The following is a 14151-nucleotide window of genomic DNA, read 5'->3' as shown; positions in this document are numbered from 1 at the left end:
GTCGGGCAGCCAGGTGTGCACCGGCCACATCGGCATCTTCACCGCGAACGAGGCGAAGAAGGCCAGCCACAGCACCGGTTGCACGGCCGGATCGAAGGCGAACTGCTTCAGCTCCGGAATGCTGGTGGTGCCGGCCGTATGGGCCATCCACAGCATGGCCAGCAGCATCAGCACCGACCCCAGCAGGGTGTAGAGGAAGAACTTGTAGGCCGCGTAGATCCGGTTCTGACCGCCCCAGATGCCGATGATCAGGAACATCGGCACCAGGGTGCCTTCGAAGAAGATGTAGAACAGGAACAGGTCCAGCGAGGTGAACACGCCGATGACCAGCGTCTCCAGCACCAGAAAGGCGATCATGTATTCGACGACGCGCGTCTGGATCGATTTCCAGCTGGCCAGGATGCAGATCGGCATCAGGAAGGCGGTCAGCAGGACGAACAGGATCGACACGCCGTCCACGCCCAGGTGGTAGCTGGCGCCGGCGAACCAGGGCGCGAACTCCACGAACTGATAGCCGGTGTTGGCCGGATCGAAGCCGGCGACCAGCACGACCGAGACGGCCAGGACCGCCAGGGTCGTGACCAGGGCGATCCAGCGCGCGGCCGGGGCGGCGGCGTCCTGCGACTTGGAGGTCAGCCGGGCGACGAAGATCGCCAGGGCGCCCAGCAGCGGGAGGAAGGTGACGAGGCTCAGGATGTAGGGCACGAGATCAGGCTCCCCACGCGAGGATGGCGAAGGTGAGCAGACCCGCCACCCCGAGCAGCATCACGAAGGCATAGTGATAGACATAGCCGGACTGGATCTTGGCCAGTCGGGCCGCGGATTTGAGCGACGCCCAGGCGGCGCCGTTGGGGCCCAGGCCGTCGATGATCTTCACGTCGCCGACCTTCCAGAAGAAGTTCCCGATGGCCCGGAAACCGCGGACGAAGACGAAGTCGTACAGCTCGTCGAAGTACCACTTATTGTAGAGGAAGCGGTAAACGATGCCGTTCCGCTCGGCCATGCGGCGGCCCATGCCTTCGCGGGCGACGTAGATCCAATAGGCGAAGGCGGTGCCGATCAGCGTCAGGATCAGCGGCGACCATTTCACCCAGGTCGGGACGTCGTGACTTTCGTGGAGCACGTGATTGTGCGCGCCGACGAAGATGGCGCCGCGCCAGAACTCGGCCTCGTGGTGACCGATGAAGAATGGCGCGAAGACGAAGCCCGCCGCGACCGCGCCGACCGACAGGGCCAGCAGCGGGACCAGCATGACCCACGGGCTCTCGTGCGGGTGCAGCGGGCCGTGGTGGGCGTGATCGTCGTGCGCGTGATCGTCATGGGCGGCGTGGGCCACGGCGTGACCGTCGGCGTCAGGCAGCGGCTCCGAATGGGTTTCCAGCTGCGCGTCGGTGGCGTGATCGTCGGCGTGGTGGGCGCCCTCTTCCTTCCACACCGGCTTGTTGTGGAAGGTCATGAACACCAGGCGCCACGAATAGTAGGCTGTCAGGCCCGCGGCGATGATGCCCACGAAGAAGGCGAACATGCCCACCGCCGAATGGCCCGAGGCCGCCGAGGCGAAGGCGCTCTCGATGATCGAGTCCTTGGAGTAGAAGCCGGCGAAGCCGCCGACGCCGGGGATGCCCAGACCGGTGATGGCGATGGTGCCGATGGTCATGACTGCATAGGTGACCGGCAGCAGCTTCCACAGGCCGCCCATCTTCCGCATGTCCTGCTCGTGGTGCATCCCGTGGATCACCGAACCGGCGCCCAGGAACAGCAGGGCCTTGAAGAAGGCGTGGGTGAACAGGTGGAACATGGCGGCCTGATAGGCGCCGACGCCCGCCGCGAAGAACATGTAGCCCAGCTGCGAACAGGTCGAATAGGCGATGACCCGCTTGATGTCGTTCTGGGTCAGGCCGACCGTGGCGGCGAACAGGGCCGTGATGGCGCCGATGATGGCGATGATCTGGGCCGCGCCCGGCGCGTGCTCATAGATGGGCGACAGCAGGCAGACCATATAGACGCCGGCCGTCACCATGGTGGCGGCGTGGATCAGGGCCGACACGGGGGTCGGGCCTTCCATCGCGTCGGGCAGCCAGGTGTGCAGGAAGAACTGCGCCGACTTGCCCATGGCGCCGATGAACAGCAGGAAGCCCGCCAGATCGAGCGCCGACCACTGGACGCCCAGGAACTCCCACGTCGTGCCGGCGCGCTCGCCGATCATCGGGAACAGCTCCGAGAACTCGATGGTGCCGTACATCCAGAAGATCGTCATGATCCCCAGGACGAAGCCGAAGTCGCCGACGCGGTTGACGACGAAGGCCTTGATGGCGGCGGCGCTGGCCGTCGGCTTCTTGTACCAGAAGCCGATCAGCAGATAGGACGCCAGGCCCACGCCTTCCCAACCGAAGAAGATCTGCATGAAGTCGGCGGCCGTCACCAGCGCCAGCATCATGAAGGTGAACAGGCTCAGATAGGCGAAGAAACGGGGCTTGGAGTCGTCCTCCGCCATGTAGCCCCAGGAGTACAGGTGCACCAGCGACGAGACGCTGGTGACCACGATCAGCATGGTCGCCGACAGGGCGTCGATGCGGATCGACCACGCCGACTGGAAGTCGCCGACGTTGATGAACGGCAGCAGGCGCAGGGTAAAGGGCTCCAGATGGCCCCAGGTCCATTGGCCGAACACCGTCCAGGCCACCGCGCACGAGAAGAACAGCAGGCCGGTCGTGGCCGCCTGCGACGGGACGTTGCCGATCCGGCGGCCGAAGAAGCCGGCGATGGCGGCGCCCAGCAGCGGGGCGAAGACGCCCAGGATGACGAGAGTCTGAAGAGTCACTGTCGGATCAGCCCTTCATCACGGAGGCGTCGTCCACGGCGATGTCGCCGCGGTTGCGGAAGAAGGTCACCAGAATGGCCAGGCCGACGGCGGCCTCGGCCGCGGCGACGGTCAGGACGAACATGGCCATGATCTGCCCCGACACCTCGTTGAGGTAGGTCGAGAAGGCCACGAAGTTGATGTTCACCGCCAGCAGGATCAGCTCGATCGACATCAGGATGATGATGACGTTCTTGCGGTTCACGAAGATGCCGAACACCCCGATGGTGAACAGGATGGCGGCGACCGCCAGGTAATGCTGCAGTCCGACGACCATTACAGAAGCTCCTCGGGCGACACGCCCTGCCCGCTCTGGACCGTCTTGACCTCCATGGCCTTGGCGGCCGGGCGGTTGATCTGGTCGGCGATGTTCTGGCGCTTGATGTGCGGCTTGTGGCGCAGGGTCAGGGTGATGGCCCCGATCATGGCGATCAGCAGCACGATCCCGGCGGCCTGGAAGAAATAGACGTAGTCGGTGTAGAGCACCCGGCCGATCGCCTCGACATTGGTCACGTCGGGCCGCGGCGCGCCCAGCACGGCGTCGGCGGCGGCGCCGTTCTGGACCACGGCGACGGACACCAGGATCATCTCGACCAGCAGCACCCCGGCGATGATGATCGCCAGCGGCAGATAGCGCGCGAAGCCCTCGCGCAGCTTCAGGAAGTCCACGTCCAGCATCATGACGACGAACAGGAACAGCACCGCGACGGCGCCGACGTAGACCACGACCAGCAGCATGGCCAGGAACTCCGCCCCCAGCAGCACGAACAGACCGGCGGCGGAGAAGAAGGCCAGGATCAACCACAGCACGCTGTGCACCGGGTTGCGCGCGGTCACGACCAGAAGGCCGGACACCACGGCGGTCGCCGCCAGCAGATAGAAGGCTATGCCTTGCAGCATGTCGGGACGAAGCCCCTTTCGTCTCGGCCCCGACCCCTTGGCGGAATCGGCGGCCCGTTAGCGTCAGCGCCTTAGCGGTAAGGCGCGTCGAGTTCCAGATTCTTGGCGATCACGCGTTCCCAGCGGTCGCCGTTGTCCAGCAGGCGGGCCTTGTCGAACAGCAGCTCCTCGCGTGTCTCCACGGCGAACTCCGAGTTCGGGCCTTCCACGATGGCGTCCACCGGGCAGGCCTCCTGGCACAGGCCGCAGTAGATGCACTTGACCATGTCGATGTCGTAGCGGGTCGTGCGGCGGCTGCCGTCGGCGCGCGGCTCGGCCTCGATGGTGATGGCCTGGGCGGGGCATATGGCCTCGCACAGCTTGCAGGCGATGCAGCGTTCCTCGCCGTTCGGATAGCGACGCAGGGCGTGTTCGCCGCGGAAGCGGGGCGACTGCGGATTCCGCTCGAACGGATAGTTCACGGTGGCCTTGGGACGGGCCATGTATTTCAGGGTCAGGCCGATGGCGCCGACGGCGTCCAGCATCAGCGCGCCCTTGGCGGCCTGGGCGATCCGGTTGAACATCAGAAACGATCCTCTGGCGCCGGGGCGCCGTTGGTTGAAGTCGATGGGGCGGGAGCGGCCTTGGCCTGTCCGGCCCGCCATTCCTGCTCGATGCGGTCCTGGCGGCGCTCCCACTGATAGCTGGACTCGGGCATGCGCGGGTCGGCGGCGCAGCCGCACAGGACCGCGCCGGTCGCCGCCAGCGTCAGGATGGAAGCCGACGTCCTCATCAGCCGCCCACCACGAAGACGCGCCAGGCCGAGGTGATGACCACGGCGACCAGGGAGGCCGGCAGGAAGATCTTCCAGCCCAGGCGCATCAGCTGGTCGTAGCGGTAGCGGGGCACGAAGGCCTTCACCAAGGCGAACGCCAGGAACCACAGCACGGTCTTCACGATGAAGGTCGCGACGTAGATCGTGTACTCCAGCCAGCCCGGCAGGCCGTCCAGCACCGATTGCGGGATGATGCCGGGGTTCCAGCCGCCGAAGAACAGGATGCTGACCATCGCCGACATGAAGACGATGTTGACGTACTCGCCCATCATGAACAGCAGATAGGTCGTGGAGGCGTATTCGACCTGATAGCCGGCGACCAGTTCGGACTCGGCCTCGGGCAGGTCGAACGGCGGACGGTTGGTCTCGGCCAGGGCCGACACGAAGAAGACGATCATCATCGGGAACAGCACCAGGATCAGCGGCCAGGTCCCCGCCCCGCCGCCGAAGGCGTACCAGTTCCAGAACATGCCCTTCTGGCTGTCGACGATGGTCGACAGGTTCATCGAACCGGCCAGCAGGATGACGTTGATGATGATGAGGCCAAGCGAAACCTCGTAGGACACCATCTGCGCGGCCGACCGCAGCGACCCCAGGAACGGATACTTCGAGTTTGAGGCCCAGCCACCCATGATGATGCCGTACACGCCCAGCGACGACACCGCGAAAATGTAGAGAATGCCGACGTTAAGGTCCGACATCACCCAGCCGGGCGCGAAGGGAATCACGGCCCAGGCCATGAAGGCCAGGATCACGGTGATGATCGGCGCCAGCAGGAACACCGCCTTGTCCGCGCCCGCCGGGACCACGACCTCCTTCAGCACGAACTTCAGCATGTCGGCGAAGGACTGCAGCAGGCCGAAGGGGCCGACCACATTGGGCCCTTTACGCATCTGCACGCCGGCCCAGACCTTGCGGTCGGCCAGCAGCAGGAAGGCGACGAAGATCAGCACCACGACGGTGATCAGCAGGACCTGGCCGACCGTCAGCAGCGTCCAACCGACCGGGGTGCTCCAGAAGGAAACGGGGTCCATGACTTACTCCGCCGCCATCACGACCGGCTGGGTCCGCTGGGCGGACAGCTCGGCCATGGTCGCGCTGGCGCGCGCGATCGGGTTGGAAAGATAGGGGTCGCCCACGACCGAGGCGTAGGCCACGTCGCCCAGGTAGCCCTTGGCGCCCAGCTTGGACGGATCGAACGCTTCGGGCGCGGCCAGATAGTCGATCCGCCCGAAGGTCGGATGGTCGGCCATCAGCCTGGACCGCAGTTGCTCCAGCGTGTCGTAGGGCAGCGTCTGGCCGACATAGCCGGACAGGGCGCGGATGATGGCCCAGTCTTCCTTGGCCTCGCCCTTGGGGAAGACGACCCGTTCGGCCATCTGCACCCGGCCCTCGGTGTTGACGTAAAGGCCCGACTTCTCAGTGTAGGCCGCGCCCGGCAGGATGACGTCGGCGCCGTGCGCGCCGCGGTCGCCGTGGCTGCCCAGATAGACGCGGAAGGCGTCCGAACCGGTCGGGTCCACCTCGTCGGCGCCCAGCAGGAACAGCACGTCCAGCGCGCCCGGCTTCAGCATGTCCGCGACGGCCAGGCCGCCCTCGCCCGGCACGAAGCCCATGTCCAGGCCGCCGACGCGCGCGGCGGCGCTGTGCAGCACGTTGAAGCCGTTCCAGCCTTCCGCGATCGCGCCGACCTTCTTGGCCAGGGCGCCGATGGCGTTCAACGCCGCCGGGCCGGTCTCGCCGCGCAGGGCGCCCGCGCCGACGATGATCGCCGGACGCTCGGCCTTGGTCAGGAAGTCCATCGCCGACTTGGGCAGCTTGGCCAGGGTCTTCGACCCGGCGCCGAGGTAGCTGTAGCCGTAGGTCAGATCGACCTGTTCGCCGATCACGCCGACCTCCAGCCCGCCCTTCAGCCAGGCCTTGCGCAGGCGTGCGTTCAGCAGCGGCGCCTCGACGCGCGGATTGACGCCGATCAGCAGAACCGCATCAGCATTTTCAACGCCTTGCAGGCCGGAGTTGAACAGCCAGCTCTCGCGCGGGCCGTAGCCCAGGGCCGCGCCGTCCTGGCGGCAGTCGGTGTTGGTCGAGCCCAGGGCGCGGAACAGGTCCAGCGTCGCCTTCATGCTCTCGGCGTCCTGCAAGTCGCCCGCGACCACGCCGATGCGGTCGGCCGAGGCGGCCTTCAGACGGGCGGCGACGGCGCCCAGCGCCTCGTCCCAGGTCGCGGGACGCAGCTTGCCGTTCTCGCGCAGCCACGGGCGGTCCAGGCGTCGCGCGGTCAGGCCGTCGACGACATAGCGGCTCTTGTCGGACAGCCACTCCTCGTTGATGCCCTCGTTGACGCGCGGCAGGATGCGCATGACCTCGGACCCGCGATAGTCGGCGCGGATGTTGGAGCCCAAGGCGTCCATGACGTCGATGGTCTCGGTCTTCTTCAGCTCCCACGGGCGGTAGTGGTACTGCCACGGGCGGTGCGTCAGGGCGCCGACCGGGCACAGGTCGTTGACGTTGCCCGACAGTTCGCTGTCGATGTTCTTTTCCAGATAGGTCGTGATCTCGGCGCTCTCGCCGCGCGAAATCATGCCGATGTCCGGCACGCCCGCCACTTCGGTGATGAAGCGGACGCAGCGCGTGCACTGGATGCAGCGGGTCATGAAGGTCTTGACCGTCGGACCCATGTTCTTTTCTTCGACGGCGCGCTTGTTCTCGGCGTAGCGCGAGCCGTCGCGGCCATAGCCCACGGCCTGGTCCTGCAGGTCGCATTCGCCGCCCTGGTCGCAGATCGGGCAGTCCAGCGGGTGGTTGATGAGCAGGAACTCCATCACCCCTTCGCGGGCCTTCTTGACCATCGGCGTATCGGTGAAGATTTCCTGGCCGTCGGCGGCCGGCAGGGCGCACGACGCCTGGGGCTTGGGCGGTCCGGGCTTCACCTCGACCAGACACATGCGGCAGTTGCCGGCGATCGACAGCCGCTCATGGTAGCAGAAGCGCGGAATCTCGTGCCCGGCGCGCTCGGCGACCTGCAGCACGGTCATGCCGGGCTCGAATTCGGTTTCGACGCCGTTGACCTTGGCGATAGGCATCAATGGGCCTCTTCTTCAGCGGGAACGGCCAGCTCGGTCCGTTCCGTCGTCCCGTCGGGGAGAGTCTGGGTGATGGCGACCGTCGCCCCGTCCAGGGCGTAGCGGATCGCCGGGTCGCCGGACTGGTTCATCCAGCGGACCATGGCGGCGTCGGGCAGGCCCAGCGGCTTCCACACCACCAGATCCTTTTCGACGCGGCAGTCGGCCTTCATGCGCCCGCCGTCGACCGGGGCGCGCCAGGAGGCGTGAACCACCTCGCCCTCCACGCCGTCGACAGCGATGGCGGCCGGTTCCTGACCGTGGATCGCGGCCAGGCCCGCGCGGCACACTCTGCGCAGGTCGACGGCGTTAAGAGCGGCCGGCGCCGAGGCGACGGCGTCCGACACGGGCGCTTCGGCCGCGACCGTCTCCGCCGGGCTCGGCGCGGCTTCACGCTCGCCGCAGGCGGCGAGAGCGAAAGCTCCGATCAGGATGGCGGGCGAAAGGCGCATGGTCACTCGGCCGCGATGGCGTGGCCGGCGAAGTTGGCGCGGCGGCTGCGATAGGTCGCGATGCGCTCTTCGATCTCGTGGCGGAAGTGGCGGATCAGGCCCTGCACCGGCCAGGCGGCCGCGTCGCCCAGCGCGCAGATGGTGTGACCTTCGACCTGGCCGGCGACGTCCAGCAGCAGGTCGATCTCCGACGGATCGGCCTCGCCCACGGCCATCCGCTCCAGAACGCGCCACATCCAGCCGGTGCCTTCGCGGCACGGCGTGCACTGGCCGCAGCTTTCGTGCTTGAAGAAGTAGCTGATGCGGGCGATCGCCTTAACGACGTCGGTGGACTCGTCCATGACGGTCACGCCGGCGGTGCCCAGCGACGAGCGGACCTCGCGCATGGAGTCGAAATCCATCAGCACGGTTTCCGCATTCTCGCGGGTGATGATCGGGCAGGACGCGCCGCCGGGGATGATGGCCTTCAGATTGCCCCAGCCGCCGCGAACGCCGCCGCCATGATCCTCGATCAGCTGGCGCAGCGGGATCGACATGGCCTCTTCGACCACGCAGGGCGTGTTCACATGGCCCGACAGCGACATCAGCTTGGTGCCGGTGTTGTTCGGACGGCCGAAGCTGGCGAACCAGTCCGCCCCGCGACGCAGGATGGTGCCGACGACCGCGATCGACTCGACGTTGTTCACCGTGGTCGGGCAACCGTAGAGGCCCGCGCCCGCCGGGAACGGCGGCTTCAGGCGCGGCTGGCCCTTCTTGCCTTCCAGCGATTCCAGCAGGGCCGTCTCTTCGCCGCAGATATAGGCGCCGCCCCCGTGGTGGATATAGACGTCGAAGTCCCAGCCGTGAACGTTGTCCTTGCCGATCAGCCTAGCCTCGTAGGCCTGCTTGACGGCCGCCTCCATGCGCTCGCGTTCCAGCACATATTCGCCGCGCAGATAGATGTAGCAGGCGTGGGCCTGCATGGCGAAGCTGGCGATCAGGCAGCCTTCGATCAGCAGCTGGGGATCATGGCGCATGATCTCCCGGTCCTTGCAGGTCGCGGGCTCGGATTCGTCGGCGTTGACGACCAGATAGTGCGGCCGATCCTTCACCTCCTTGGGCATGAAGGACCACTTCAGACCGGTGGAGAAACCCGCGCCGCCCCGGCCGCGCAGGCCGGACGCCTTGACGTTGTTGATGATCCAGTCGCGGCCAAGGTCCAGCATGTCCTTGGTGGCGTTCCACGCCCCGCGCGTCTTCGCCCCCTCCAGCGTCCAGTCATGGAAGCCGTACAGGTTGGTGAAGATCCGGTCCTTGTCTTCGAGGATTCCGACCATGGTCAGTTCCGATCTCCGCCCTGGCGCTCGGCCTGGGCCATCTTGTTGCGCGCCCACAGCGCGAGGGCGACGCCCATGGCCGAGACCAGAAGTCCCACCGGCGTCATGATCTCGGGGCCGACCTCAAGCACGCCGGCGAAGCCGATCGCGATCAGCCCAAGGCCAGCCGCCACATCGATCAGGCCGATGTAGCTCATCATCTTGAAGTCGGCGGCCTTCGGCGTCTTGGACATCACAGCCCCTCCGCCAGGCGGCGCTTGTGGTGGCGGGTGCGGATGAAGACGGCCGCGATCCACAGGGCCCAACCGGCAGCCAGCAGCCCGTAGGCGGCCGTCACGGCGGTCTCGCCCATGCCGAACAGGTTCTGCCGCGCGGCCAGGATGACGGCGGCGGCCAGCACGATCAGGCCCAGACCGCCCCAGCGGATCGGCCAGGCGACGCGGCGAAGCTCGCGCCGGTAGGCCGCCCTGCCCTCTTCTGTGTTCAGGTCCGGTCGCGACATCAGGCCGGCGCCTTCTCGGCCGGGGCCGGATCGCTGTTGGGCAGCTTCTTGATCGGCTTGGCGGCCGAACCGTCGTACAGCTTCGGGTCCAGCAGGGTCTTGGCCCCGCCAGCCGGCGCCGCATTGGTGCGACCGATGTAGGAACCGCGCTCGGGCGTCTTGCCCGCGGCGAAGTCGTCGATGATCTGACCTATGGTCTCGGGCGTCAGGTCCTCGAAATAGTAGTCGTTGATCTGGGCCATCGGCGCGTTCGAGCAGGCGCCCAGGCATTCGACTTCCTGCCAGGTGAAGCGGCCGTCGGCGGACAGATGGTCCTTGGGACCGATCTTCTCCTTGCACACCTTCATCAGGTCGTTGGCGCCGCGCAGCATGCACGGCGTGGTGCCGCACACCTGGATCAGCGCCGTCGTGCCGACCGGCTCCAGCATGAACATGGTGTAGAAGGTCGCGACCTCCAGCACCCGGATGAACGGCATCCCCAGCAGGTCGCCGACAGCACGGATGGCGGGCTCCGAGACCCAGCCCTCCTGCTTCTGCACCAGCCACAGGATCGGGATCACCGCCGACTGACGACGGTTTTCCGGATACTTCTTGATCCACCAGTCGGCCTTGGCCTTGGTGGCCTTCGAGAAGGCGAAGGACTCAGGCTGTTCCTTGGCGAGACGACGAACGCTCATCGGTCCACCTCTCCGAAAACGATGTCGAGCGAGCCCAGGATGGCGGACACGTCGGCCAGCTGGTGGCCGCGGTTCATCCAGTCCATCGCCTGCAGGTGACGGAAGCCGGGGGCCGACAGCTTGACGCGGTAGGGTTTGTTGGTGCCGTCCGACACCAGATAGATGCCGAACTCGCCCTTGGGCGCCTCGACCGAGGCGTAAACCTCGCCTTCCGGGGTCGAGAAGCCCTCGGTGTAGAGCTTGAAGTGGTGAATCAGCGATTCCATCGAGCGCTTCATCTCGCCACGACGCGGCGGGACGATCTTGTTGTTCTCGATCATCACCGGCTCGCCGGGGCAGTTGCGCAGCTTGTGGATGCACTGCTCCATGATGCGCACGGACTGCTTCATCTCTTCCACGCGGCAGAGATAGCGGTCCCAGCAGTCGCCGGTCTTGCCGACGGGCACGTCGAACTCCAGCTCGGCGTAGCATTCGTACGGCTGCGACTTGCGCAGGTCCCAGGCGATATCCGAGCCGCGCAGCATTACGCCCGAGAAGCCCCAGGCCAGGGCCTGCTCCTTGGACACCACGCCGATGTCGACGTTGCGCTGCTTGAAGATGCGGTTCTCGGTGACCAGGCTCTCGATGTCCTTCAGCGCCGCCGGGAACTCCTGGCACCAGCGGCCGATGTCGTCGATCAGGTCCATCGGCAGGTCCTGGTGGACGCCGCCGGGGCGGAAGTAGTTGGCGTGCAGGCGCGCCCCGCAGGCGCGCTCGTAGAACACCATCAGCTTCTCGCGCTCTTCGTGACCCCACAGCGGCGGCGTCAGGGCGCCGACGTCCATGGCCTGCATGGTCGCGTTCAGCAGGTGGTTCCCGATGCGTCCGATCTCGGAATACAGCACCCGGATCAGCTGGGCGCGGTAAGGCACCTCGATGCCCAGCAGCTTCTCGATGGCCAGGCAGAAGGCGTGTTCCTGGTTCATCGGCGCGACGTAGTCGAGGCGGTCCAGGTAGGGCACGTTCTGCAGATAGGTGCGCGCCTCCATCAGCTTTTCGGTGCCGCGGTGCAGCAGGCCGATGTGCGGATCGACGCGCTCGACGATCTCGCCGTCCAGTTCCAGCACCAGGCGCAGCACGCCGTGCGCGGCCGGGTGTTGCGGGCCGAAGTTGATGGTGAACTTGCGGTCGTCCATGTCCCGGGCGTGCGGCGTCCGGGGGTCGGCGTCATGGTCCATCTCGCCCCAGGGGTCGATGGCCGGCGAGACCGGCGGGTTTTCGGCTACGTCCGCCATCAGCCCTTCACTCCAGCCTTTTCGTCGCCGGGCAGTACCGGCGCCGGATACTCGGCGCCTTCCCACGGCGACAGGAAATCGAACGTGCGGAATTCCTGCGTCAGCTTGACGGGTTCGTACACGACGCGCTTCTGCTCCTCGTCGTAACGGACCTCGACATAGCCCGTCATCGGGAAGTCCTTGCGCAGCGGATGTCCCTCGAAGCCGTAGTCGGTCAGCAGGCGGCGCATGTCCGGGTGTCCTTCGAACACCATGCCGTACATGTCGTAGGCCTCGCGCTCGAACCAGCCGGCCGAGGGATAGACCTCGATGACGGTCGGCACGGGCTGGACCTCGTCGGTCGTCACCTTGACGCGCACCCGCGCGTTCTTGGTCAGCGACAGCAGATGATAGACCACCTCGAACCGCTCCTCGCGATCCGGATAGTCGGCGCCGCACACGTCCAGCAGCTGCTGGAACTGGAAGCGGTCGCGCAGCGCCGTCAGCACCTCGACGATGCGCTCGCGCGGGGCCACCAGCGTCAGTTCGCCGAACGCGACCTGCGCCTCGACGCCCAACGCCCCCACCAACTCTGTGCCCAGCGGCGTCAGCACCGCCTCATGTTGAGCCTGAACGGCGAGAGAGGTCATCGCTCGATCGTCCCCGTGCGACGGATCTTCTTCTGCAGCTGCAACAGCCCGTAAAGCAGCGCCTCCGCCGTCGGCGGGCACCCGGGCACATAGACGTCCACCGGCACGACCCGGTCGCAGCCGCGAACAACGCTATAGCTGTAGTGGTAATAGCCGCCGCCGTTGGCGCAGCTGCCCATCGACACGACGTAGCGCGGGTCAGGCATCTGGTCGTAGACCTTGCGGATGGCCGGGGCCATCTTGTTGGTCAGGGTGCCGGCGACGATCATCAGGTCCGAGTGGCGCGGACTGCCACGGGGCGCCATGCCGAAGCGCTCGACGTCGAAACGCGGCATCGACATCTGGATCATCTCGACGGCGCAGCAGGCCAGACCGAAGGTCATCCACATCAGCGAGCCAGTGCGCGCCCAGGTGATGACGTCGTCCAGCGACGCGGTCAGGAAGCCGCGCTCGCCCAATTCGGTGTTCACCGCCTCGAAGAACTTGTCGTGGATCTTGGGGTCGTACCCCTCGACCATCGAGCGCGCGGCCGAGCCGGCGGGAACAGCGGCGCCGGGAAGCGGCGACGAAGGCGCGATCACTCCCATTCCAGGGCTCCCTTCTTCCATTCGTAGATGAAGCCGATGGTCAGGACACCCAGGAAGACCATCATCGACCAGAAGGCGAACACCATGCCGGCCTGCGGCAGGTCGAACATCGACACAGCCCAGGGGAACAGGAACGCCACTTCCAGATCGAAGATGATGAACAGGATCGACACCAGATAGAAGCGGACGTCGAACTTCATCCGCGCGTCGTCGAAAGCGTTGAAGCCGCACTCATAGGCCGACAGCTTTTCGCTATCGGGGTTCTTCGGCGCCAGCAGCATCGGCAGGGCGATGAAGAGCACCGAAATCAGCGCCGCAATGCCGGCGAAGATCAGAACCGGCAGATATTCGAGCAGAAATGCGTTCATGCGAAGAACCTCGCCCGCCGGGGAGAGGCGGGATTCGGCGCTTCTTAGACCCAACGTCCGCGAGGTTCAAACCCCGGAACCGTCTATGATTTTATTGAGAACGGGTCGCAAATGCGGCGACTGTTCAGGCGCGCCATATGTCGCAGCAAGGCTTCTTGCGGAGCGGCGGCGCGCCAAGCCCTATTGAGGCTCCTGATCCGTAACGGAAAGTCATTCGAATGAGCCTGGCCGGTCGCGCCCTGAACGCCGTCGAGCGCATCGGCAATCGCCTGCCTGATCCCGTATTTCTGTTCCTATGGCTGATCGGCGGCCTGATCGTGCTCAGCCTCGTCGGAGCCGGACTTGGATGGTCGGCCGTCAATCCGGTGACGGGCGATCGCCTGGTGGCGCAGAGTCTTCTGTCCAGCGAAAATCTGGAGCGGCTGATCATCGGAATGCCGCGCACCCTGGCGGACTTTCCGCCTTTGGCGATCGTGGTCACTATAATCTACGGCGCGTCGGTGGCGGAGCGGACGGGCCTGTTCGCCACGGCCATTCGCGGGGCCCTACTAAATGCGCCCAAGGCCCTGCTGACCCCGATCGTGGTGATCGTGGGAATGACGTCCCACCATGTGTCCGACGCCTCCTATGTCGTGGTCATCCCGCTGGCG

General features: G+C 66.2%; 18 protein-coding genes. 1 reads left to right on the top strand and 17 read right to left on the bottom strand.

The annotated features are described in order from the left end of the window. The 17 genes from B2U11_RS15650 to B2U11_RS15570 all read right to left on the bottom strand — a co-directional run. On the bottom strand, positions 1–705 hold a 705-nt coding region (locus B2U11_RS15650), incomplete at its 3' end, for an NADH-quinone oxidoreductase subunit M (protein WP_292073164.1). A gap of 4 nt (positions 706–709) precedes the next feature. Beyond that, complete coding sequence (gene nuoL / locus B2U11_RS15645; RefSeq protein WP_292073163.1) at positions 710–2821, bottom strand: NADH-quinone oxidoreductase subunit L; 2112 nt, start codon at positions 2819–2821, stop codon at positions 710–712. A gap of 7 nt (positions 2822–2828) precedes the next feature. Beyond that, entirely contained in the window at positions 2829–3137 is a 309-nt protein-coding gene (gene nuoK / locus B2U11_RS15640) for an NADH-quinone oxidoreductase subunit NuoK (RefSeq protein ID WP_249750636.1), read from the bottom strand. After that, a complete protein-coding gene (locus B2U11_RS15635; RefSeq protein WP_292073161.1) occupies positions 3137–3760 on the bottom strand; it encodes an NADH-quinone oxidoreductase subunit J in 624 nt (207 codons plus the stop codon). Before B2U11_RS15635 ends, nuoK begins: the two co-directional genes overlap by 1 nt. A gap of 71 nt (positions 3761–3831) precedes the next feature. Continuing rightward, complete coding sequence (gene nuoI / locus B2U11_RS15630) at positions 3832–4323, bottom strand: NADH-quinone oxidoreductase subunit NuoI (protein ID WP_249750638.1); 492 nt, start codon at positions 4321–4323, stop codon at positions 3832–3834. Beyond that, positions 4323–4532, bottom strand: a complete 210-nt coding sequence (locus tag B2U11_RS15625; protein WP_292073156.1) for a hypothetical protein — start codon at positions 4530–4532, stop codon at positions 4323–4325. The genes nuoI and B2U11_RS15625 overlap by 1 nt, the downstream gene beginning before the upstream one ends. After that, positions 4532–5608, bottom strand: a complete 1077-nt coding sequence (nuoH, locus tag B2U11_RS15620; protein ID WP_292073153.1) for an NADH-quinone oxidoreductase subunit NuoH — start codon at positions 5606–5608, stop codon at positions 4532–4534. The genes B2U11_RS15625 and nuoH overlap by 1 nt, the downstream gene beginning before the upstream one ends. A 3-nt stretch (positions 5609–5611) precedes the next feature. Next, positions 5612–7657: an NADH-quinone oxidoreductase subunit NuoG gene (gene nuoG, locus B2U11_RS15615; RefSeq protein ID WP_292073151.1), complete on the bottom strand. Its 2046-nt coding sequence runs from the start codon at positions 7655–7657 to the stop codon at positions 5612–5614. Then, the gene (locus B2U11_RS15610) at positions 7657–8148 is read right to left on the bottom strand and encodes a hypothetical protein (RefSeq protein WP_201216102.1); all 492 of its coding nucleotides are present in this window, start codon (positions 8146–8148) and stop codon (positions 7657–7659) included. Before B2U11_RS15610 ends, nuoG begins: the two co-directional genes overlap by 1 nt. Before the next feature lie 2 nt (positions 8149–8150). Further along, entirely contained in the window at positions 8151–9464 is a 1314-nt protein-coding gene (nuoF, locus tag B2U11_RS15605; protein ID WP_207187440.1) for an NADH-quinone oxidoreductase subunit NuoF, read from the bottom strand. Between the two features lie 2 nt (positions 9465–9466). After that, on the bottom strand, positions 9467–9697 hold the full coding sequence (locus tag B2U11_RS15600) for a hypothetical protein (protein ID WP_292073138.1): 231 nt from the start codon (positions 9695–9697) through the stop codon (positions 9467–9469). After that, positions 9697–9966: a hypothetical protein gene (locus tag B2U11_RS15595; protein WP_292073137.1), complete on the bottom strand. Its 270-nt coding sequence runs from the start codon at positions 9964–9966 to the stop codon at positions 9697–9699. Before B2U11_RS15595 ends, B2U11_RS15600 begins: the two co-directional genes overlap by 1 nt. Next, on the bottom strand, positions 9966–10643 hold the full coding sequence (gene nuoE, locus B2U11_RS15590) for an NADH-quinone oxidoreductase subunit NuoE (RefSeq protein WP_292073135.1): 678 nt from the start codon (positions 10641–10643) through the stop codon (positions 9966–9968). Before nuoE ends, B2U11_RS15595 begins: the two co-directional genes overlap by 1 nt. Beyond that, entirely contained in the window at positions 10640–11860 is a 1221-nt protein-coding gene (locus tag B2U11_RS15585) for an NADH-quinone oxidoreductase subunit D (protein WP_292073166.1), read from the bottom strand. Before B2U11_RS15585 ends, nuoE begins: the two co-directional genes overlap by 4 nt. Before the next feature lie 56 nt (positions 11861–11916). Continuing rightward, positions 11917–12546 carry an NADH-quinone oxidoreductase subunit C gene (locus B2U11_RS15580; RefSeq protein ID WP_201216094.1) on the bottom strand — a complete coding sequence of 210 codons (630 nt, stop codon included), beginning with the start codon at positions 12544–12546 and terminating at the stop codon, positions 11917–11919. Further along, positions 12543–13154: a NuoB/complex I 20 kDa subunit family protein gene (locus B2U11_RS15575; protein WP_292073130.1), complete on the bottom strand. Its 612-nt coding sequence runs from the start codon at positions 13152–13154 to the stop codon at positions 12543–12545. The genes B2U11_RS15580 and B2U11_RS15575 overlap by 4 nt, the downstream gene beginning before the upstream one ends. Then, positions 13124–13501 carry an NADH-quinone oxidoreductase subunit A gene (locus B2U11_RS15570; protein WP_201216089.1) on the bottom strand — a complete coding sequence of 126 codons (378 nt, stop codon included), beginning with the start codon at positions 13499–13501 and terminating at the stop codon, positions 13124–13126. Before B2U11_RS15570 ends, B2U11_RS15575 begins: the two co-directional genes overlap by 31 nt. Positions 13502–13719: 218 nt before the next feature. Here B2U11_RS15570 and B2U11_RS15565 point away from each other — a divergent pair. Further along, the coding region (locus B2U11_RS15565) for an AbgT family transporter (RefSeq protein WP_292073122.1) at positions 13720–14151 on the top strand (432 nt) is incomplete at its 3' end.

Origin of the sequence: Brevundimonas sp. UBA7534 (assembly GCF_002479325.1) — a bacterium.
Classification (GTDB): Bacteria; Pseudomonadota; Alphaproteobacteria; order Caulobacterales; family Caulobacteraceae; genus Brevundimonas.
The sequence above is the reverse complement of the archived record's forward strand: the minus strand, read 5'-3'. Positions and strand labels throughout refer to the sequence as shown.